The organism is Pseudomonas sp. 11/12A (genome assembly GCF_000800055.1).
GTDB lineage: Bacteria > Pseudomonadota > Gammaproteobacteria > Pseudomonadales > Pseudomonadaceae > Aquipseudomonas > Aquipseudomonas mohnii.
Genome location: NZ_JUGV01000001.1, coordinates 2,669,913 through 2,690,578 on the forward strand (window position 1 = coordinate 2,669,913; position 20,666 = coordinate 2,690,578).

Annotated in this window: 19 protein-coding genes; 6 read left to right on the forward strand and 13 right to left on the reverse strand. The window is 62.3% G+C overall.

Going from position 1 to position 20,666, the window contains the following annotated elements:
• Nucleotides 1-8 precede the first annotated feature (8 nt).
• The 5 genes from GQ39_RS12235 to GQ39_RS12255 form a co-directional block, all read right to left on the reverse strand.
• A complete protein-coding gene (locus GQ39_RS12235) occupies nucleotides 9-1,397 on the reverse strand; it encodes a DUF1329 domain-containing protein (RefSeq protein ID WP_047530133.1) in 1,389 nt (462 codons plus the stop codon).
• Nucleotides 1,398-1,409: 12 nt separating this feature from the next.
• Nucleotides 1,410-3,107 (reverse strand): DUF1302 domain-containing protein, encoded by a 1,698-nt coding sequence (locus tag GQ39_RS12240; protein ID WP_047530135.1) that lies wholly within the window; start codon nucleotides 3,105-3,107, stop codon nucleotides 1,410-1,412.
• Nucleotides 3,108-3,165: 58 nt separating this feature from the next.
• Nucleotides 3,166-4,290, reverse strand: a complete 1,125-nt coding sequence (locus GQ39_RS12245; protein WP_047530137.1) for an FAD-dependent oxidoreductase — start codon at nucleotides 4,288-4,290, stop codon at nucleotides 3,166-3,168.
• Nucleotides 4,291-4,376: 86 nt separating this feature from the next.
• On the reverse strand, nucleotides 4,377-4,787 hold the full coding sequence (locus GQ39_RS12250) for a Rieske (2Fe-2S) protein (RefSeq protein WP_047530139.1): 411 nt from the start codon (nucleotides 4,785-4,787) through the stop codon (nucleotides 4,377-4,379).
• A 121-nt stretch (nucleotides 4,788-4,908) separates the two neighbouring features.
• Entirely contained in the window at nucleotides 4,909-5,850 is a 942-nt protein-coding gene (locus GQ39_RS12255; protein WP_047530141.1) for a VOC family protein, read from the reverse strand.
• A 277-nt stretch (nucleotides 5,851-6,127) separates the two neighbouring features.
• On the opposite strand from GQ39_RS12255, the gene GQ39_RS12260 reads away from it, so the two are divergent.
• Both GQ39_RS12260 and GQ39_RS12265 read left to right on the forward strand, forming a co-directional pair.
• Nucleotides 6,128-7,090 carry a LysR family transcriptional regulator gene (locus GQ39_RS12260; RefSeq protein WP_047530143.1) on the forward strand — a complete coding sequence of 321 codons (963 nt, stop codon included), beginning with the start codon at nucleotides 6,128-6,130 and terminating at the stop codon, nucleotides 7,088-7,090.
• 59 nt (nucleotides 7,091-7,149) lie between these two features.
• On the forward strand, nucleotides 7,150-8,307 hold the full coding sequence (locus GQ39_RS12265; RefSeq protein WP_047530145.1) for an alpha/beta hydrolase family protein: 1,158 nt from the start codon (nucleotides 7,150-7,152) through the stop codon (nucleotides 8,305-8,307).
• 147 nt (nucleotides 8,308-8,454) lie between these two features.
• On the opposite strand, the gene GQ39_RS12270 is transcribed toward GQ39_RS12265, so the two are convergent.
• Nucleotides 8,455-8,841, reverse strand: coding sequence for a nuclear transport factor 2 family protein (locus tag GQ39_RS12270; RefSeq protein WP_047530147.1), 387 nt, complete (start codon nucleotides 8,839-8,841; stop codon nucleotides 8,455-8,457).
• Nucleotides 8,842-9,102: 261 nt separating this feature from the next.
• Here GQ39_RS12270 and GQ39_RS12275 point away from each other — a divergent pair, with 261 nt between their 5' ends.
• On the forward strand, nucleotides 9,103-10,452 hold the full coding sequence (locus GQ39_RS12275) for a metal-dependent hydrolase family protein (RefSeq protein ID WP_047530148.1): 1,350 nt from the start codon (nucleotides 9,103-9,105) through the stop codon (nucleotides 10,450-10,452).
• 11 nt (nucleotides 10,453-10,463) lie between these two features.
• Complete coding sequence (locus GQ39_RS12280) at nucleotides 10,464-10,910, forward strand: GlcG/HbpS family heme-binding protein (protein WP_047530150.1); 447 nt, start codon at nucleotides 10,464-10,466, stop codon at nucleotides 10,908-10,910.
• On the opposite strand, the gene GQ39_RS12285 is transcribed toward GQ39_RS12280, so the two are convergent.
• Nucleotides 10,895-11,845 (reverse strand): LysR family transcriptional regulator, encoded by a 951-nt coding sequence (locus GQ39_RS12285; protein WP_047530152.1) that lies wholly within the window; start codon nucleotides 11,843-11,845, stop codon nucleotides 10,895-10,897. The genes GQ39_RS12280 and GQ39_RS12285 overlap by 16 nt on opposite strands.
• Before the next feature lie 209 nt (nucleotides 11,846-12,054).
• On the opposite strand from GQ39_RS12285, the gene GQ39_RS12290 reads away from it, so the two are divergent.
• A complete protein-coding gene (locus tag GQ39_RS12290; protein WP_177329326.1) occupies nucleotides 12,055-13,221 on the forward strand; it encodes a GGDEF domain-containing protein in 1,167 nt (388 codons plus the stop codon).
• 129 nt (nucleotides 13,222-13,350) lie between these two features.
• On the opposite strand, the gene GQ39_RS12295 is transcribed toward GQ39_RS12290, so the two are convergent.
• Nucleotides 13,351-14,307 carry a threonine dehydratase gene (locus GQ39_RS12295; protein ID WP_047530154.1) on the reverse strand — a complete coding sequence of 319 codons (957 nt, stop codon included), beginning with the start codon at nucleotides 14,305-14,307 and terminating at the stop codon, nucleotides 13,351-13,353.
• A 96-nt stretch (nucleotides 14,308-14,403) separates the two neighbouring features.
• On the opposite strand from GQ39_RS12295, the gene GQ39_RS12300 reads away from it, so the two are divergent.
• The gene (locus GQ39_RS12300; protein ID WP_047530156.1) at nucleotides 14,404-15,210 is read left to right on the forward strand and encodes a helix-turn-helix transcriptional regulator; all 807 of its coding nucleotides are present in this window, start codon (nucleotides 14,404-14,406) and stop codon (nucleotides 15,208-15,210) included.
• Nucleotides 15,211-15,236: 26 nt separating this feature from the next.
• Here GQ39_RS12300 and GQ39_RS12305 read toward each other — a convergent pair whose 3' ends face one another.
• From GQ39_RS12305 to GQ39_RS12325, 5 genes are all read right to left on the reverse strand, one after another.
• Nucleotides 15,237-15,824, reverse strand: coding sequence for an eCIS core domain-containing protein (locus GQ39_RS12305; RefSeq protein WP_047530158.1), 588 nt, complete (start codon nucleotides 15,822-15,824; stop codon nucleotides 15,237-15,239).
• A gap of 190 nt (nucleotides 15,825-16,014) precedes the next feature.
• Nucleotides 16,015-17,337, reverse strand: coding sequence for a purine-cytosine permease family protein (locus tag GQ39_RS12310; RefSeq protein ID WP_047530160.1), 1,323 nt, complete (start codon nucleotides 17,335-17,337; stop codon nucleotides 16,015-16,017).
• Between the two features lie 111 nt (nucleotides 17,338-17,448).
• Nucleotides 17,449-18,423, reverse strand: a complete 975-nt coding sequence (locus GQ39_RS12315; protein WP_047530162.1) for a biotin-dependent carboxyltransferase family protein — start codon at nucleotides 18,421-18,423, stop codon at nucleotides 17,449-17,451.
• Nucleotides 18,420-19,292 (reverse strand): 5-oxoprolinase subunit B family protein, encoded by an 873-nt coding sequence (locus GQ39_RS12320; RefSeq protein WP_047530164.1) that lies wholly within the window; start codon nucleotides 19,290-19,292, stop codon nucleotides 18,420-18,422. Before GQ39_RS12320 ends, GQ39_RS12315 begins: the two co-directional genes overlap by 4 nt.
• Nucleotides 19,289-20,662 carry an acetyl-CoA carboxylase biotin carboxylase subunit gene (locus GQ39_RS12325; protein ID WP_047530165.1) on the reverse strand — a complete coding sequence of 458 codons (1,374 nt, stop codon included), beginning with the start codon at nucleotides 20,660-20,662 and terminating at the stop codon, nucleotides 19,289-19,291. Before GQ39_RS12325 ends, GQ39_RS12320 begins: the two co-directional genes overlap by 4 nt.
• Nucleotides 20,663-20,666: the final 4 nt, after the last annotated feature.

Consider the following 20,666-nt stretch of genomic DNA (forward strand, 5'->3'; position numbering starts at 1 on the left):
GGTCTGACTCAACGAACCCCGGCACCCGCCATCGCCGCCGGCGAAAACTCGGAGGCCTTGTAGCGATCCACCCTGCCGTACTGCTCGGGCAGGCCGGTGTAGACGTTCTGGATGAACCAGGCGCCGGAGGTCAGGTCGTAAAAGCCCGAAGACAGTTGCGCCTGTGCGGGCAGGTCCGGCAGGACCGCCGGCAACGACCACAGGGTCTTGGCCAACTGGCCGTTGGCGTCCCAACGGTCGCCCAACATGGCCTGCCAGGTGTCTTCGTCCAGGTAGTAACGGCCCTTCGGCAGCTGGTGACGCTTGCCCGGTGCCAGCTCCGCCTCTACAACCCATACCCGGTGCAGTTCCCAACGCACGTAGTCCGGGTTCATGTGGTGCGCGAGGAACAGGTCTTCAGGCTTGGCGGCGGTTTGCACCTTGTTGGTGTTGTAGGGGATGTACATCTCCTGCTTGCCTACCAGTTTCCAGTTGAAGCGGTCCATGCGTCCCTGGAACACGCTCAACTCGTCGAACGACATGACCCCGGCAGTCGCCGGTGTCGGTGTATCGCAGCAGGCGTTGGGCAACTTGCGCACCCGGCGTTGACCGGTCAGGTAAACGTGCGCCTGGGACAGGTCGCCATTGATGTTGGTGCGCCCCATGATCTGCTCGCCGGCACGCAGCGGTGGCCCGACATTGAGCAGGCGGAACAGCCAGTAGTCACCGGCAAACGACTCCGGCGAACCGTCCTGGTAGTAATACGGCATCTCCTGGATGGCCTGGCCGTCAGTGGTCAACACCTGCTTGCCATCGGCGGTCATCAGGTAGTGCCGAAAGTGCATCGACACCGAGGTGCCGCGCCAGTTGAGCAGGTGATTCCACATGGCTTCGGCGCCGTTGTGCGGGACCGGAAACGGGATACCGCCATACGCGCCCTGGGGCACCGGACCGGCGCTGCTGTCGACCAGCTTGGCGCGGGTGGCGTTTTTCAGCGTGTTGTCATACACCCACTGCGGCGCTGCGGCGGTACGACGGGTCGGGTAGACATCGATGCGATAGGTTTCCGGGAAACGCTTGAACATCTCCAGGGTGCCGGCGCTGAGCTTGCCGGCGTATTGCGCCAGATTTTTCGAGGTAATGCTGAACAGCGGTTTGTCCGCGGCGAACGGATCGGAACGTTTTCCGCCTTCCTTGTACGAAGGGTCGACCTTGGTGTAACCACCGTCCCAGGCGGGAATGGTGCCGTCGGCATTGCCGGCGCGTTCGGCCCCTAGAGGCGTGAGGGATTTGGACAGTTTGCTCGCTTCGTCAGCCGTGGCAGCCATTGTCAGTTGGCTGCAAATGGCCAGGCCACCGAGCAGTGCAAGGCAAAGGGCTTTGAGCTTGAAGGCTCCGGTTTTCTTGTTATGGGTCATGCGCAAGTCCTCTTAAAACGTGGTCTTGACGGAGAAAGCCAGGTAGTCCCGGTCTTTCAGCGATTGCTCGTAATTGAACTGGCTGGCCGCGTCGAGGTTGGTGTTCTCAGGGCCGTAGTAGTGCGTGTAAGTCAGGCCCGCGGTAATGCGGTCCAGGTAGGTGGCGGTAATGCCGATGTTCATGTCGCCGCCGTTGTCCGGCCCGAAAGAGCTGACAACCGCCGATTTACCCATCGGGAAATAGCTCAGGCCGACCGGGATGCTGATATCGATGCCGGGGAAAAACTGGCGATAGGTCGGTGTGTAAACCATCTTCATGCCAAGACCGTCGCGGGTGGCATTGGGGTCGAGGGCGTTGTTGTTTTTGGTCACGCTGAGCAGGCGATTCCAAGCGACTTCGCCGACAAAGGCGGACTCCTGGGCCAGGAAGTTCGGCCCGAACGAAGCCAGCACGTTGAGGTTGACGTGGGCCGTACGGCCGACGGCGTACAACGGATGGCTGTCGTTGTCGGCATCTACACCTGGCAGAACGGTGACGCCGTTGGACACCAGCGGCATGTTCCAGCGCATCGACGCTTCACCGGCAAAGCTGTATTCATCGACAGTCGTCGAAAAACTGGTACCGAAGGCGCGGATGTCTTCCGGGTAGACCCAGTAGTAATCGCCTATTTGTCCGGTGCTGAAGTTCGGCGTACCGGTGGACGGCTTCAGGTACAGCTTGGGGGTTTTGTCGTGGTACTGGATCGCATACAGGCCGTATTCAACGGTCTCTGCGTTGTACTTCAACTGCAAGCCGCCCTGCCCGGTGTTGCGCGCGTCTTCATCCTTGCCGTGGAAGAACGCGGCCGGGCTGCCGGGATTACCCCCCAGGAAGGTGGGAAAGGGTGCGCCCACGATCAGGCGTTCGTTGCCTTCACCAATGGTGTCACTGTTGGAGAAGTAACTGCCGGCACCCGGCAGGCGTGTCTCTTCCCATTCGAACTGGTAGAACGCCCCGAGTGACACGTCATCGGTCAGTTGGAAGGTGCCGGAGAGTTGATTGACCGGCCGGGTGATCTCTTTGAACTGGGTGTTAGGCACCGACTGCGCCTTGACCACGTCGACCGGCGCCATGCCACCGGCAATGCCGTTGGCGCCGAAGAACAGGCTTTCACCCCAGATCAAGCCGTGGCGCCCGGCACGCACGGATGTCGCGCGGTCGGCCACTTCGCCGTTCCAGTACACAAAGGCATCGAGCAATTCACCGTTACCGCCATGCAGTTGGCGGGTGTCATCGGTGAATTCGTCGTAGGCCACGGAACGTGCGTTGGCGCGCGCCGGGTCGTTGTTATCGTTGTCCTGCTGGTATTCGGTGTCGTACCACGCGGCACCACTGAGGCGCGCGCCGACGTTTTTGAACGACATATCCAGCTCGGACAGGATGTCCATGCGGTTGGAGATCAGGCCTTTTTTGAAGGCACGATCACCGTCGTCCTGATTGAGTGCCACCTGCTCCTGGGTCAGTTTGCTGCTGGGATTCTCGGTGCGCCATGCGGCGCTGTACTTCACCGTGTTATCCCAACGCAGGCTGAAATCCGGATTGCCGGTATCCACCTGAAAGGCGTGGGCCGCCTGGCTGCACAGCACCAACGCCGCGGCCAAACTGAAACCAAAGGGTGCAGACGTGCTGACCGGGCGGCGCGCAAGCGTCGCAGTCGCGGAACTAACCATCGCGTTAACCTCTTGTTTTTATAGTGGTAACTGCTGTGGATGAGCTACAGATTGAGAATCAGATGGGCTCCGCCGTGCGCGCGAGCATCTGCTTGACCAGGCCAATGCGGTCGAACTCGCGGTCGTGCTGCATCTCCTTGTCGCCAGCGAGGATCGAGCTTTCGCTGATGTACTTGCAGCGCTCGAAACGGCGCGCCATGAAGCGCTGGAGCTGTTGTTCAACACCGCCGTCGCCGGTCAGTTCTTCACTGAGCACGATGGCGTCTTCGATCGCCATGCCGGCGCCCTGGCCCAGGTGCGGCGTGGTGGCATGGGCGGCGTCACCGATCAACAGCACGCGACCGCGATACCAGGGTTCGTCGACGAACACCACTTCCATCGGCTTGTAGACCACCTGGCTGCTGTCGCCGATTTGCTCGCGCAATTCCCCGATCAGGCCGGTAAAACCCTGCAGGCGCTGACGCATTTGCCCGGCCAGTGTCGCGGGATCCATCCAGGGGTTGGACGGTTCGTGGGAGGTCAGGAACAGGTACATCAGGTCACCGGCCAACGGAACGAGACCGGCATTGCCCTCGGCGCTCTGGTAGTTGGCCAGATGATCGATTTGCGGTGCTCGGGGGAAGTTGTAGCGCCATACCGATTGACCCGTGAAGCGTGGCGTGTAGGTGTCGCCGAACAGCAAATCGCGGACCCTGGAGAACAGACCGTCAGCGCCGACCACCAGGTCGTAGCCAGCGCCCGTGCCATCGGTAAACAGCACATCCACGCTGTCGCCCTGGTCCGTCAGGGATTCCACACTGAGCCCCAGACGTACCCTGGCCCCCAGTTCAAGGGCGGTTTCACTGAGGACCTTGTGCAAGGCCAGACGCGAAATACCCACGTTCGCCGGATACTCAGGCCCGGCCAGTCGCTGCCCCGGGATGCGCGCCAGCTGCTGGCCGGCCGGACCATAAATGGCGACGTCTTCAAAGGCGTACGCCGCATCCAGATAACCGTCGAGCACGCCCAGCCTGGCCATTTCACGAACCACGTTGCTCTGCTGGATGATGCCGACGCCGTAAACGGTCCACTCTGACTTGAGTTCGATCAGGTCGACCTCAATGCCCTTGCGCCGCAGTGCGATGGCCGCACACAAGCCACCAATACCACCGCCCACGATCAGAACTTTGTTCACTGCACTCATGGCTTTCTCACTTTTATTCTTGTGATTCGATGCAGCGCCACGCACTGCGTCGTTGGGTTCAGCTTCCGGTCAAAGCAGGGATTTGACTAATCGCGATCAGGGATGCGATGTATCGTCAAACGCGATACCTGGAAGTGAGGCGGCGCGGCCTTCATGCCGGGCATTTGCAGCACCAGCCAGCCCTCCTCCACACGCCATGGCAGCGCCTCCAGCTTCTGGCCCAAACAAGGGCCGTAGACACATTCGCCGGTGCCGGGCAGAAACTGCGCACCGTGCGCGTAACAGACAATCAACTGGCCGTCCGCGGACAGAAAACGGTCTTTGCGGTACTCCAGGCGTACGTCCAGATGCGGGCAACTGTTGCGATAAAGCCGCAGTTGTCCCTCGTGCACCAAGGCAAAGACACTGTCCTTGCCGCGCTGCAACGGGTCGAATCCGCGCGCCTGCCCTTCCACCAGTTCGTCCACCCGGCACAGGGGGAAATCGCTATGGTTCATGACAGAAACCTTTGTAGGCGCGAGCTTGCTCCGGGCGGCGCTCCGACGATGGACTTGAGGGCAACGCGTTTATCCAACAAACGCGCCTTATCGTTAACGACCATCGCGAGCAGGCTCGCTCCTACAAGTGTTTGGGAGGCGGGCCGCCGGGTGCCCATTTTTCTTTCGAACTGAACAGGAACAGTTGCGAGTTATCCGCCGACAGCGGCGCGCGGCGTGCCTCCCAAGCGTCATCGTGCTTGTCCATGTCGGCGTCGTATTCGATGTGGCAACCCAGGGGACTGTTGAAGTACCAGAACCAGTTGGAACCAAAGAGATGGCGGCCAGGGCCCCAGAAACTGGTCCAGCCTTTTTGCTCGAAACGCGTGCCGGCCAACAACACCTCGGTACCGCTGCCCACGTGGAAGGTGAAATGTTCGCAGCCCTTCATGTGCGGCGGGGTCTGGATCATGAACAGGCAATGGTGATCATCGGAGCTCGCGGGGCGCATGAACGGCCCGGCGCCGATGAACGTGTCCGTGGTCCGAAAGCCCAGGCGTTCGGCGTAGAACGCCTCGGCTCTGGCCGCATCCGGGACGAAATACACCACGTGGGACAAGGTGCGCGGCACAGCACTCATGTCGAGGGTAATGCCCGGCTGATTCAGCGGGCGCTGCGGTGCATTGCCAGCGGCATTGGTCAAATCGTCCGGGGCGCTGTACGCCTTGCGCACCGTGACCTGAAAGGCGATTGCAAAGCCCATGTCGTCAACGCTGTGCAGCACGCCGTTGTCGTCACGGATGACCTGGCGGTCTCGCGCCAGTTCGTCTTCGATGGCATCCAGATCCGCCGGGCCGGCGACGCCGTAGATGGTTTCGCGAATCGACGGGGCCGGGCCGATAGCGACAGGCAGGCTCGGATCGTCCGCACGGCGAATGATCACGGCAGTGCCGTCCAACGCTTCAAAACGCCCGCCATTGTCGTCGACGGCAACGGGCGCGAGGCCGTAGTCACGCAGACAGTCCGTACAGGCTTGAATGTCATCGACGCCAAAGATCAGGGCATCAAGGCCAATGATGTTCATGGCTACCACTCCATTGAAATTAAAATCCGGAGACCACGGCGGCCGAATCGAAAAGCCCGTCGGCGACGCTGGGAACCCGGTGGTGGTGTCGGCAAGAAGCCCGACTGCGGCGAAGATTGACGTGCGCTTTGGCAGCTGACTAATCGCGTGTCGGGATGCGACCTATCGGCAAACGCGATACCTGATTGCAGGGGATGACGCTGCATGGGCGGGGTTGACGCGGCGATGTATTCATCCGAATGTATCGCGAAAATAAATACAAAGACGGACCTGCCTGATGCGTTTCAATCACCTGGATTTGAACCTGCTGGTCGCCCTCGATGTGTTGCTCGAGGAGCAGAACATCACCCGCGCCGCTGAACGCCTGCACATGACGCAGTCCGCCACCAGCGGGGTTTTGGGACGCCTGCGAACCTATTTCGAAGACGAATTGCTGGTGCAGGTCGGGCGTAAAATGCAGCCGACCCCCTTTGCCCTGGAACTGGTCCACCCGGTGCGCGAAGTGCTGCTGACGATCAAGTCCTCGATTACCGCCAAACCGGTGTTCGCCCCCACGACCAGCAAGCGGCATTTCCGCCTGGTGACCTCGGATTACCTGATCAGCGTGCTGTTTGCCCAGGTGATTCAGAAGATTCACCAGGAAGCACCGAACATCACCTTCGAGATGCTCGGCCCTGGCGACAATTCCGGTGAGCTGCTGATTCGCGGCGAGGTCGATCTGATGATCGTGCCTGAGCGCTACATCATCGAAGGTCATCCCTCCCAGTTACTCTTCGAGGAAGAACACGTCTGCGTGGTATGGCAAGGCAATACTCTGGTCGGCGACAGCCTGACCCTTGAGCAATACATGGACATGGGCCATGTCTCGGTCGGCTTCGGTCGCACACGGCACATGAGCATCGAAGAGTGGTTCATGAACCAGTACGGCTTCAACCGGCGACTGGAAGTCATCACCAACGACTTCAACACCCTGCCACAACTGGTGGTCGGCACTCAGCGCATCGCCACCATGCACCAGCGTCTGGCGCGCCTGTACGCAGAGTACCTGCCACTGCGCATCTTGCCGCCGCCGGTCAGGATTCCGGTGATGCGCGAGTTCATGCTCTGGCACCGCAGCGTGGACGGCGACCCGATGCACCGCTGGCTGCGAGAGCGCATCAGTGAGTTCATCCAGCACCTGGAACAGGATCATATCGCCGCTCGCGATACCTCCCATCCAGAGTCACGATTGGCCAAATAGCCGGGTCGTCCTTAACGTGCCTTGCACACTTCAAGGCAAACACAAGGACAACAATAATCATGTTCCGCTATTTCCCAACCAACTATGTGTGGAATCTCTCGGTCGACCTGGCCATCGAGATGGGTGCCCGCATGGGCGAAATCGAAGAGATGTGCGCGCCTCTGCAAGAAGCCGCCAAACAACCTGATGCCGCCGGGACCCAGGCGTTCCGCGAAACCTGGTCGAAGATGGCCGACAAACTTTGCGGCCTGGCCGAAGAAGACGAAGGTAATGGCCGGCTGTTGTCCGCCGGTGAAAAGTACAACCGTGCCGCGACCTATTACCTCACGTGTGAACGCCTGCAAGCCCATGGTGCTGCAGGCCGCACCGAGCTGTACCAGCGTTTTCTGCAGACCTTCAAACGCGGCATCGAGCTGTCCCGCGAAAACTGCGAGCGGGTTGAAATCCCCTACGAAGGCAAGCACATTTCCGGCCTGCTGGTCCGCGCCGAAGGTGTGAACGGCCCGGCACCGCTGCTGGTGCAGGTCAATGGCCTGGACTCCACCAAAGAGATGAAATACCGCGTCGGCCTGCCCGCCTGGCTGGCCAGGCGTGGCGTGTCATCGCTGATTATCGACCAGCCCGGCACGGGCGAAGCGCTGCGCCTGCACAATCTGATTGCCCGTTACGACAGTGAGCACTGGGCCAGCCGCGTGGTCGACTGGCTGGAAACCCGCCACGATGTGGACCACAAACGTATTGGCATGGAAGGGGTTTCACTGGGCGGTTACTACTGCCCCCGCGCAGTGGCCTTTGAGCCGCGTTTCGCTTGCGGTGTGGTATGGGGCGCCAACCACGACTGGCGCGATGTGCAAAAGCGTCGACTGGAAAAGGAAGGCAGCTTCCCTGTGCCGCACTACTGGTCTCACGTGTGCTGGGTATGGGGGGCGAAGGATGTCGAGGAATTCATGACCATCGCCGAAAACGTTCATCTGGACGGCGTGCTCGATCGCATCAAGGTGCCATTCCTGGTGACCCACGGCGAAAAGGATTCGCAGATCCCACTGAAATGGGCGCAACGCACCTACGAGCAACTGGTCAACAGCCCGAAACGCGAGCTGAAGATCTTCACCGAGCGCGAAGGCGGCGTGCAGCATTCCAGCTTCGATAACAGCATCAACGCCGGGCAATACATCGCCGACTGGGTCGCCGAAAACCTGGGTGGCCATACCGCCTGACGTGCCAGCGAAGGCGTCGGCACATTCAACATTGATGTTGGCAGACCGACCGCTTTCGCTGACAAGCCAGCGATCCATGTACAACACAGCAAAACGCCGGACAACCCTGGGGGTTCTCCGGCGTTTCGCATTGACGGGAAGTCGAGGTCAGTTGGGGGCTCGGGTGCCGTGGAACGAGCTGATCTGCCAGCCCTTGTCACCGAGCGTCCAGACCTGCGTGGCAAACCCGTCACCGCGCATCGACTGGTCGCCGCCGCGCTTGCGTAACGTATTGCATTGCGTACCGGTCATGACCGCCAGGTGATCGCCGTAGAAGCGGACCAGCAACTCGCCCCGTTCAATGTCCAGATACTGTACGGCGTTTTTTGCGTACTCCAGATAGTCCGCCTTGCCTTGCACCAGGCCCGTGGTGTGCACATACACCAGGTCGTCGGCAAACAATGCGGCGACGCGCGGGTAATCCTCTTCGACCAAGGCGCGGCGACGTTCCTGTTCCAGATCCAGCAGTTGCTTTTTTACAGTGGCGTTGGGCATATCGATTGCTCTGCGTGGGGAGATGAGCGCGCACCATAGATGCTCGCTCCCGAGGGTAAAAATCGTCGATCACGATGCCACCCATCCGCACTTGCGATACTCCATCCGACGGCTCGTTCATCGCCCCAACGTCCCTGATTTCAAAGCGCTGGCGACAACTATTGACGCCATCAATTCCCAGCCATCGATGCAATCTGCTGGTGAGCCCCATGTCCACGCCCTAGCCTCGTTTCGCATTACAACAGCCAAAGCGAATACACCATGACCGCCCTGCACCTGAAATGCCAGACACTGTTCGACGGCACCGGCCTGGAAACACGCCAGCAGCAAACGCTGGTCGTTGAAAACGGCGTGCTCCGTTACGTTGGCCCGACGGCGTCCGCGCCCCAGCCGCAGCCGGGGGATACCCAGGTGGATGCGGGCGACAACTTCGTCATGCCGGGGCTGGTGGATGTGCACACCCACCTGGCTTTCGGCAACGCGCAAAGCGAAGAAGACATCGATCTTTGGACCAGCGACGAATTCCGCGCATTGCGCGGCATGTTCTTCGCGCAACACGTGCTGGCGGCGGGCGTCACCAGCATGGTCTGCCCCGGCGACAGCGGTCAGCTCAGTATCGCGGTACGCAATGCCATTGCCGCCGGTTTGTTCGAGGGGCCGCGCATTGCTGCCAGCAGCCGGGTGATCACCAATCGACAGAGTCTCAACGACTGGTTCCCGAGCCGGGTCGGCTCCCCGGAATATTTCACCGCGCAACTGGTCACCAGCCGCAGTGACGCACTGGCGGAAATCCGCAAACAGGCCAAGGACGGCGTTGACCTGATCAAGATCGCCATGGACGGCACCCACCGCCACCCGAACGGCGAAATCATCGCTGCCTTCACCGCCGATGAAACCCGCGAGATGGTCGAAGAAGCCCATCGCCTGGGCTGCAAAGTGGCCACCCACGCCTATGGTCGCGAAGCCGTGATGTACGCCGCGCGCGCCGGGGTTGATCTGGTGTTCCATGCCTTCTATATGGACGACGCGTGCATCGAAGCCTTGCTCGACGCCGGCAGCATCCTCGCGCCGACCATGACCTTCCCGCAAAACACCGTGGACTTCTGCCAGCCTCACGACCCGGCTATCAGCACCGGATACGCCGGCTACTGCGCTCGCACCCTGGAAGTCGGCTCGGCGGTGCTCAAGCGTGCCAAGGCCGCCGGTGTGCCGTTCGCCTGTGGCAGTGACAGCGGTTTCGCCGTGACGCCCTACGGCGAGTGGCACGCCCGTGAACTGGAACTGTTGGTCACCCGCCTGGGCTTCACGGCGGCAGAAGCGCTGTACGCCGCGACCGCGGTCGGCGCGCGCTGCATGCCACGGGGTGAGACCCTCGGCAGCCTTGAAGTGGGCAAGCAGGCAGACTTCCTTTTGCTCGACGGTTCGCCCTTGCATGACATCCGCATTCTGCAGGACCGCTCGCGCCTCAAGGCCGTGTACAAGGCTGGCCAGTCGGTGCGCATGGACCGCAGCCCCTACAACCCCAAGCAAGTGTCCGATTTCAACTCGCTGAAATGGACCGACCTTTATACCCGCGACCGCGTTGCCCAACTGGGCAAGTGGGCCCTATGAGGACCGTCGCCATGCAGCTACTCGATTTGCTCACCGCCACCCAGCTTGCCAGCAGCGCCATCGGCTACGCCCGGGAAACCGGGTTAAAGCCCCTGGCGGTCGCCGTACTGGACGCCGCCGGTCATCCGCTGGCGGTCCTGCGCGACGAGCACGCCAGTTTCCTTCGTCCGCAAATCGCCACCGGCAAGGCACGCGGATGCCTGGGCATGGGGTTTGGCGGGCGGGAGCTGGCGCGACGCGCGCAAGCGATGCCGGCATTTTTCGACGCCATAAACAGCCTGACCGGCGGTGAAGTCATTCCCGTAGCCGGCGGTGTCCTGATTCGTAATGCTGAGGGGCGAATTCTCGGCGCGATCGGCATCAGCGGCGACACGTCGGACAATGACGAACTGTGCGCCTTGCGGGCAATCGATGAGGCCGGGCTGGTGGCGGATCACGGGGATCAGCCCGCAGGCTGATCCATCTGGTCTTGATCAAGCCGCGCGGCCTGCGCCAGCAACAGGCCGCGAAACCACAGCATGGCCGGATCGCGCTCTTGATAGGGGTGCCATTGCAACACTTGCACGGCGTCGGGAAAGGCCAGAGGTGCGGGGTGGATACGCAACGCATAACGCTCAGCAAAACGCCGGGCCTGGCGGCGAAACACGGTAGCGATCCGCCCGGTGCCGACGATAAATTCCGGCATCAGCACGAAGCTTTCCAGGGCCACCGCCACTCGCCGTTGAATACCCAGCTCGTGCAGGTGCACCGCGTCCATCGCCAGATTCTGGCCATCGGCAAACTCACGCACCACGTGCTGCGCCTCGCAATAGCTGGCCAGGCTCAGGCCGTCGGCGAACTGCGCCTGACGCGCGCAGACGATGCAGCAAAGCTGGTCACTCATTAAAGGCAAATGGGGGTAAGCCGGGTTCAACCGGCGTTGAGGCACGATCACACAATCACTGCGCCGGTAATCGAGGGCTTCGCTGACTACATCGCCGTCACGCGGCACCGGCAGGTCCCGCAGGCTCAGGCGCACGCCGGGCGCGATGCGTGCCAGTTCAAGACTGACCGCCGGCAGCAGCACGTCCGCCACGTAATCGGAGGCCACTAGAGTGAAGTGCCGCGTACAACTGGCCGGGTCAAAGTTGACCGGGGCATCGACAATCTCCCGGGTCAGTGCCAGCGCCGCGCGCACTTTGGGCAGCAGCTCCAACCCTAATGCAGTGGGTTCCAGGCGCCGCCCGACCTGAACCAGTAACGGATCATTGAAATGCTCACGCAAACGGCCGAGCGCCGAGCTGGTTGCCGACTGGCCCAGGCACAAACGTTCCGCAGCCCGGCTGACACTGCATTCGCTGAGCAAGACATCCAGGGCAACCAGCAGGTTAAGGTCAAGACGTCGATACCGCATGGGTTCCCGTTACAGGTCGATTGTCGAAGGCACGTTGCAACCTTAACGCGCCGGGTCCAGGTTGCACCAATCGCATGATTCGTTGCCAGACATCGCCAATCGAGATACCCGCTTGCGCCGTTGTGCGGAGCCGGGACGCTACTCTCTGAAAATTTCTCCCAAACGCTTACAATCGCCCCCTTCACCGCAAATCAGCAGGCCACAAGGCTATGGCGCTCGACCCTTCCACAATGTTGACACTCTCGATCGCCCTCGCGGCGGCCGCCGCCCTGTATCTGGCGGTCGAGTGGCGCAGCATCCGTGAATCTTCGCTGCTGTTCTGGAGCGCGGGCTTCGCCACGATCACCGTGGGGTCGACGCTCGCCTTGCTGCGCATGAGTGGCCTTGTGTTAATTGGCATCTGGTTTGCCAATGGCCTGCTGGTCCTGGCCCACTGGCTTTTCCTGCTGGGCGTCGCGCGCTTCACCCGTATACGCCTGTCTCGCGCCTGGTGGCTGATCGTCGTCGCCTGGTTTGCGCTGCTGGCGCTGCCGGATGCCCCCTCGTGGTCGAAGATCATGCTGGTGGCCAATTCGTTGCTGGTGGCGCTGCCGACGCTTTGGGCCAGTTTCCTCCTGCGTCCCCATGGCAAGTCATTGAGCGTGGGCGCGGCACAGCTGCGCTTTGTGCTGTTGATCCATGGGCTGTTTTATCTGGCCAAGGCCGTATCGGCGGGTATTCCGGGCACGCTGATCGATCTGGCGGCCTTGCGGGGCGAAATCATTCAGATCTCGCTGGTCGAAGGCGCCATGGCGATCATGCTGATCGCCCTCTCGATGACCGGGACCGAACGCCACCGGCGGGAGGAACGGATTGCCCGGCTGGCCGAACGCGATCCGTTGACCGCCCTGTACAACCGCCGCGCCCTGGAAGTACGGGCACCACGCCTGTTGGCTGAAGTCTCGAGCGCTCGCCCCGGTGCCCTGCTGTTGATCGATATCGACAACTTCAAACTGGTCAACGACCTCTACGGCCACACCGCAGGCGACCGCCTGCTCATCGCCCTGAGCGAGATGATCCGTACGCTACTGCCGGAGGGGGCACTGGCGGCCCGGCTGGGCGGCGACGAGTTCGTCATCGTGCTGAACAACGCTTCGAATGAGCGCATCGTGGAATTGGGCAACACCCTGCGCGACCGCTTTCACAGCACGGCCTCACAAACCTTCGCCACGCCGGAAGCGGTGACCCTGAGCATCGGCGCCGACCTGTTCGACCACCCGCCCTCCAGCCTGGCGGCCTTGATCGAACAGGGCGATGCGGCGCTCTACGAGTCCAAGCGTGGCGGACGCGACAGCATCCGCCTGGTGGATCGAACCCTACAGGTCACGAGCCCGTGATTGTACGCGTACGTCCGGAGCGGGCTTGCCAGCGATGATCTAAAATATTCCGCGTTTAACCCGTTCATACGCGTTGCCGTTAACGATCATCGCCAGCAGGCTGGCTCCTACAGATATTGAGCCCTTTTTTCACCCAATCACCCTGGCATACACCGAACGATCAACATTCCCGCCCGACAGAATCACGCCGACCTTTTTTTCCGCCATCGCTTCACGCTCCTGCATCAGCGCCGCCAGGGCCGCCGCGCCGGCGCCTTCGGCGAGGTTGTGGGTATCGGTGTAATACACGCGCATGGCCTCGGCAATCTCATCGTCGTTGACCGAGACGATTCGCGCCGCCGCCGCGCCGTAGATATCAAATGCCGCGGGCACCGGTTTACGCACGGCCAGACCATCAGCGAAGGTATTGGCCGTGGCGGTTTCGAGGATTTCTCCCGCTTCAAAGGATAATTTGGCCGCCGCGGCCTCGGTGGACACCACCCCCACCACCCGGGTGTTCAGGCCCAACGCGTCACGGGCGGCGATCACCCCGCAGATCCCCGAGCCACAGCCAATCGGCACGTAGACCGTATCCAGATCCGGTGCGGCCTTGAACAGCTCCAGCGCATAAGTGGCCACGCCCTTGACCAACTCGGCATGGAACGGCGGCACCAGGTACAGGCCATGCGCTTGCGCCAGGCGCGCGGCCTCTTCGCGGGCCTCGTCAAAATCGCGGCCGTACTCCACCACTTCGCCGCCAAAGCCGCGCATCGCGTTGTTCTTCTCCAGCGAATTACCTTGCGGCACGACAATCAACGCCCGAAAACCCGACGCGCTGGCCGCCAGCGCCAGGCTCTGGCCATGGTTGCCGCGGGTCGCGCTGACGATCCCCCGCACGTCAGGGTGCGTACGCTTGAGCCAGTGCATGAAGGTAATGCCGCCACGCACCTTGAACGCACCGGTCGGCGTGTGATTTTCATGCTTGACCCACACCGTGCAACCCAGGCGCTCGGCCAGCAAGGGCCATGCGTACTGGGCAGTGGCCGGCATGACCTGGTACACGTGGCGTGCCGCCTGTTCGATATCGTCGCGAGTCATTCTGTGCATGAGGGGTCTCCCTGAGGTTTTGCCCAGTCTAGACAGGGCTTGATCACCCCGGCTTTCAGAAAACTGACCTGACTTTTGCGCCCCCTGTTCATTACTATGGTGGGCATGAGCCAACGAAACCGCCCTGCGTCCCCGCCCCCCTCTGAGCCGACCCGTCGTGTCGAGGCCGGGCCCTGGGCGATCGAGCTGCTGCCCGGCGCCGCTTATGCGACCCGATACGTGGCCACCCAATCAGCGATCGGCTTTGCCTTCGACAGCCAGCGAGGCCTGCACGCGATCGGCAGCGACCGGGTTTTGCCCTTCGACGCCATGCCCAATGGCCTGGCCTTTGTCCCCGCCGGTTGTGACGTCTTGTCCGAGTCCCCCAAGGGCGGTGAATACCTGCGGGTCATGCGCACTGATGGCCTGCCGTTGGTGGGGGACCGCGCCTTCAACAATCGCATCGATCAACAGGCCATGACCCTGGCGCTGCGAATGCGCGCGGCGTTGTTACAGGCTTCGGTTGAGGATGACTGGGAAGCCTGGGCACTCGCCCTGGCTGAACGGACAAGCGATCACCAGGCAGGGTCGACGCCCGCCCTGGGCGCCATCACCGCCAGCCGGAGGCGATTGCTCGACGAGTTTATTGACGCCGGTCTCGACGGTCCGCTGGGTGTGCAGGCGATGGCGGACCTGTTGGGATTGTCCGAAGGCTATTTCATTCGAGCCTTCAAGCACGCAGCGGGCAAAAGCCCGCACAGTTACCTGATCGACCGGCGCCTGGCCAAGGCCCGCGCCCTGATGCGCGACTCGACCGCGACACTGGCAGAAATCGCCCACACCTGTGGCTTCAACTCCCAGGCGCACATGACGACCACGTTCAGGCAGCGCCTTGGCGTGAGTCCGGTACAGTTGCGCCGATAGCGCCCCTCGACGGGCTTCGCGTCTCTTCAGTCAGCCCCTTCCCGTGCCGATCGCCTGACCTCAGCCTGTATGGCATAAGCCGGCGCCTCCACCGCATTGAAATCTTGTGTATAGCGCTGGGCAAATCCGTCTACCCCCCATTGCTGAAACTGCTGCACATGCTTCAGCTCGTGAGCCCAGAGCGCGAGGTTCTGTTCGGCGGATTGGGCATCCCGGAACAGAATGATGTCGATGAGCGTCACGGCCCCCACATCGGGGTTTTGCAGCATGGCAGTGGCGGTGCTGAACTGGCCGTTGTCACTGACTTTGTAGCGCGCGGCATCGAGGACACCAGGGTCGTACCAGCGCAACAGTTGCTCCCGGATATGCGCTGGAATCGACTGGACGTCAACGGCGGCTTCAGCGCGCGCTTGGGTCAGCCACAGCGCCAGGGCGGGTGCCGCGACCTGATGGATGTCTTCAGGCAAGGTGCCGAGCAACTGTCCCGGCAGGCAGATGCAGCCGTCCAGACACACTTGTTTTTCGCCAGCCGGGCAGGCGTCGGCCTGGGCTGCCGTTTCAAACGTCAGACAAAGCAGCAACAGCGCCAGCAGGCGCGGGATGATGGGTGGCATCGGGTGCTCCAGGGACGGACGCAACGCAAGCAGTGAGTCGCCATCGATGACTGCCCCGCGCAGCTTCAGCGTAGTTGACCCGCTCCTGCTCGTGCAAAAGCCGCTGCCAGGGTCATCGACACCCCGGCAGCGGCCCGGTGATCCAACGCTTTCTTTTTTCGCTGATCGCCAAGCGACGGGCCAGCCAGCCTTACTCTGCCAATTGCAACCGCAACCGGCTACGACGGGACAGCCCCGCCTGCAAGGCGAACGCCACGATCACGGTTGAGGGTGCGGAAAAGCTGCTCAAGCCAGGGCCGGAAAACATCAGCGCCAGTCCCAATGCCGTGGCCCCAAACCAGGCGCCCAAGCCCGCCGAATTGAACGCTGTTACCCGTTCGAGCGACGCCACGTCACTGCGGCCGCAGCGTATCTGCGCCAACGCCACGCCGACCCAGGCCACGACGAAAATGCCTTGATAAGCCAGGGCCTTGAGCAGGTAGGCAAACACATCGGCGAGCATCAGGCCATACACGATCACCCCGACCGCCAGCGCCCACGCCAGGTACGAACCGCGCACGCCAAAACGCGCAAAGAACGCCTGCATGTTCATCGTCGCCAGGTAGTAGTTGGCGGTGTTGATCCGGGTTTGCGTGGCCCAGACGAACAACAATCCCCACAGCCCCATCAGTTGCAGGATCGCCATGACCACCGACACTTCGTTCAGCGCGCCTTCATGGGGAATGCTGCTGACCAGATAGATCCCCGCCGCGCCGTTGAGCAGAAAGGTCACCGCGTAGAACGGCATGCCGAAGTTCCAGCGGCCGTGGTATTCGGCGTCCTCGGGTTTGCCGAAACGGGCGTAGTCGAAGGTGAACAGCATCAGCACCCAAACGCCCATGTAGGCGACGAAGCAGTCCCACCAACCGAACGCGCTGGGGGTTGCCGGGCCGAAATCCAGCCATTGCGGCTGGTAGCCATAACGACTGATCGACAGCCCCACCGCCACCAGCAAGCCCCCCAGGTACACCGGCAACAACACGCCGTTGAGCTTGTCCAGCCAGTGCTGCACGCTGCCCAGGATCATCGGCACGCTGTACAGCACCACCAGCAATGCCGCCAGCGGGAACACCAGCTGCGGGTACAGGTGATTGAGCGCCACGGCGATCACCGAGCCTTCGAACACCGCGTAATAAATGGCCGTCGAGAAGAAGATCAAGGTCGCCAGGCACGCCCCGGTGCTGCCGAACAACAGCCGTGAAAACAAGGCCACCGACAAACCGCTGCGGATGGCGAAACGACTGAGCACCGTGTTGACCAGGCCGTAGCTGATCACCGACAGCACCATGCCGATCAGCGCATTGCGGGCGCCGTACGACAACGCCAGCGACGCGCCGACCACGATGTAGAACATTGCACTGCAGACCGCCCACCACGCCATGGTCAGGGACAGTCGGCCCATGCGTGCGTCGGCGGGAACGGGGTGATTGGCCGGGTCTTGCCCGGTTTGACTCGATTGCGATAAAGCAGCCATATGCGTGAACTCCAGAACCAGTCAAAGGTTGAAGCGCGGGCAGCCGCCACCGCACCGAAGTGCGGCGTTGGCTTACCGTTTGGCATGACCCGCGCCGTGCGGCGGGCAGAATCAGGAAGGGAACAGCTTGCTCAGGCAGCTGAGTTTTTTCTTATAGGAACGTCGTGCTTCCAGTGCTTCTTCCAGGGTGACCGCTTTGAAACGGGCCTTCTGGTTGGGCTGCATCTGGCCGATCAAGTCGAGGTCGGCGCTGATCACGGTGCCAATCATCGCGTAGCCGCCACCGGACACCGCATCGCGGTGCAACACGATGGGTTCGAGCCCGGCCGGCACCTGGATCGAACCGATCGGGTAGCAACTGTCGACGATGTTCGAGGGATCGGAGCCGGCGCCGAAGGGTTGCTCGCGCGGCTGGAAGGTCAGCGCACTGCCGCCCTTGAAGCGATAGCCGATGCGGTCCGCTTCGGAGCCGACGGTCCAGGCTTCGGCGAAAAAGCTGTCCGCCGCCGCTGGCGTCAAGCGCTCGTAGTACAGCCCCGGTACGACGCGCAGGGTGATTTCGCCCCCCAGCGACTGCCGTAGCGCCATGGGTAGACTGGCCCCGGCGTGGCTCTTGCCACTGGCAATCCCCACGGGCAATTCGTCACCGGCCATCAGGCGCCGCCCTTGGAAACCGCCAAGCGCGCCCAAGGCGTAAGTCGAGCGACTGCCGAGCACCAGCGGTACGTCGATGCCGCCGGCCACCGCCAGATAGGCACGCGCGCCGGCCTTGGGAAAATCGAAGCGCAACGTTTGCCCGGCCTTCACCGAGAACGCCGTGTCGTGATGCATCTCCACGCCATCGACCTTCGGCGCCATGTGCGCACCGCACACCGCCACCAGGGCGTCTTGCTGGAATTCCAGCTCCGGGCCCAGCAAGGTGCATTCAAGCGCCGCGGCCCCGGCCGGGTTGCCGACCAACTGGTTGGCCGCGCTCAACGCGTATTGGTCGAGTGCGCCGGAGGGTGGAATGCCCAGGTGGTAGTAACCTTCGCGCCCCAGGTCCTGTACCGACGTGGCGAGGCCGGGTTTGAGTACCTTGATCATGCCAGCACCTCCTGCAGCGACTTGGGATAGCCGACGGGATCGGCCAGAAAGGCATCCAGGGAAAACTCCACTGGACGGATCCGCAGGTCGAAGCGCCCGCCTTCCACGTCGGCCACTGCCTGGTCATAGGCCTCACGGTCCATCGGCTTGAACTGCACGATGTCGCCCGGACGGAAGAACACCATGTGCTCCTTCAGGTACGCCAGGTTCTGCTGCGGGTCGTAGATCGGTGCCGGCGTGACGCCGAACATCTGGTAGCCGCCGGCACCGCGTACCGAGTAGATGCAGCCAAAGCAACCGCCATGCCCCAGAGTCAACTTCGGCGTGTCGGTGCGCGGTCGCAGGTACTTGGGCACTTGCAACTGACGCTCGCGCTCGACCATCTGGAACATGAACGGCAAGCCGGCGACGAAACCGACCATCGAGACAAACCATGGCGAACCACTGTGGGCGGCGATGAAGGCCTCGACGTCCGCCAGGCCGTTGATCCGCGCGGCGTACTCCAGGTCCGTCGCGCTCGGGTCCTGGTGACGGTCGCGAAAGCGCATCAGGGTTTCGTGGGTCCAGGGATCGTTATAGAGCACCGGGATTTCGATGATCCGGGTCTGCAAAGTGCGTTCGGCGACCGCCTCGGCCTCGGCTCCCTGCACGGCTTCGAGCAAGGTGTGTGGCGCGATGCGGTCCGGGTCGAAACGAATCTGGAACGAGGCATTGGCCAGGCACACATCGAGCACGCCATCCAGCGCCAGACGCTCCACCGCACGGGTGACCGCCATGCCCTTGAAGAATGCCTCAAGGGACATGCTGTCGCTGACTTCAGCAAACAGATGCTCATCAGCGCCAAAACTGTAGCGGATTGCAGTGCTCATGCTTGACCTCCACTGCGGCGCTCGGCCAGCCAGGTTTCCAGGGTGCCGGTATGGAAGTCGGCGCTGTGCAGCCAGGGCTGCTCCAACAAATCACGGTGCAACGACAAGGTGCTGGCCATGCCGGTGAGCGTGGTCTGCTCCACGGCGATGCGGGCACGGGCCAGGGCCTCGGCACGGTCGCGACCATGGACGATCAGCTTGGCCAACAGCGAGTCATAGTAAGGCGGCACGCGGTAGCCTTGATAGAGATGGCTGTCGACCCGAACGCCCTCGCCTTGCGGCCAGACCAGGGACTCGACCAGGCCCGGGCTGGGGAAGAAATCCCGTGCCGGGTCTTCGGCATTCAGGCGCATTTGCAGCGCCGCGCCATTGAGCCGGATATCGCTTTGCCTGAGGCCCAGCGGTTCGCCGCCGGCAATGCGCAACATCGCCTGAACCAGATCGATGCCGGTAATCAACTCGCTGACCGGATGCTCCACCTGAATCCGCGTGTTCATCTCGATAAAGAAAAACTCGCCGGTAGCGTCGTCATACAGGTACTCCAGGGTCCCCGCGCCCTTGTAGCCCAGGGACTCGGTGAGGCGCACGGCGCTGGCGCAGAGTGTCTCGCGTTGCTGCGGGTTGAGGGCCGGCGATGGCGCTTCCTCGAAAATCTTCTGCCGGCGACGTTGCAACGAACACTCGCGCTCGAACAAATGCACCGCGTGCTGACCGTCGCCCAACACCTGCACTTCGATATGCCGTGCCCGGCTGATGAAGCGCTCCAGGTACACCGCGCCGTTGCCGAACGCCGCCTGGGCTTCGCGCTGGGACCGGGGGAACTCTTCGGCCAGTTGTCCGGCGTTTTCCGCCAGGCGAATACCCCGTCCGCCACCGCCGGCCGAGGCCTTGATCAGCAGCGGAAAGCCCACGGCTTCAGCAGCCTTGAGCGCCGATTCGACATCGAACAGTTCACCGGGCGAACCGGGCACCACGGGCACGCCCGCTTCCTGAGCGGTGCGCCGGGCTTCAGCCTTGTCACCCATGCGCCGGATCGTCTCCGGGCTCGGGCCGACGAAAATGGCCCCGGCCCCCAGCACCGCCTCGGCGAAGTCGGCATTTTCCGAGAGGAAGCCATAACCGGGATGGACTGCATTGGCGCCCGTGGCTTTCAAGGCGCCGAGCAATGCCTCGACGTTCAGGTAACTCTTGTCAGCGCGGGCCGGGCCGAGAATATGCACCTCGTCGGCCATGCGCGCCGCCTGGGAATCGACATCCGCTTCGCTGCACGCGGCAACGGTGGGAATCCCCAGCTCCTTGGCGGCGCGGATAATCCGCACGGCGATTTCGCCCCGGTTGGCGATCAGTAATTTACGAATGCCTTGAGTCATGATC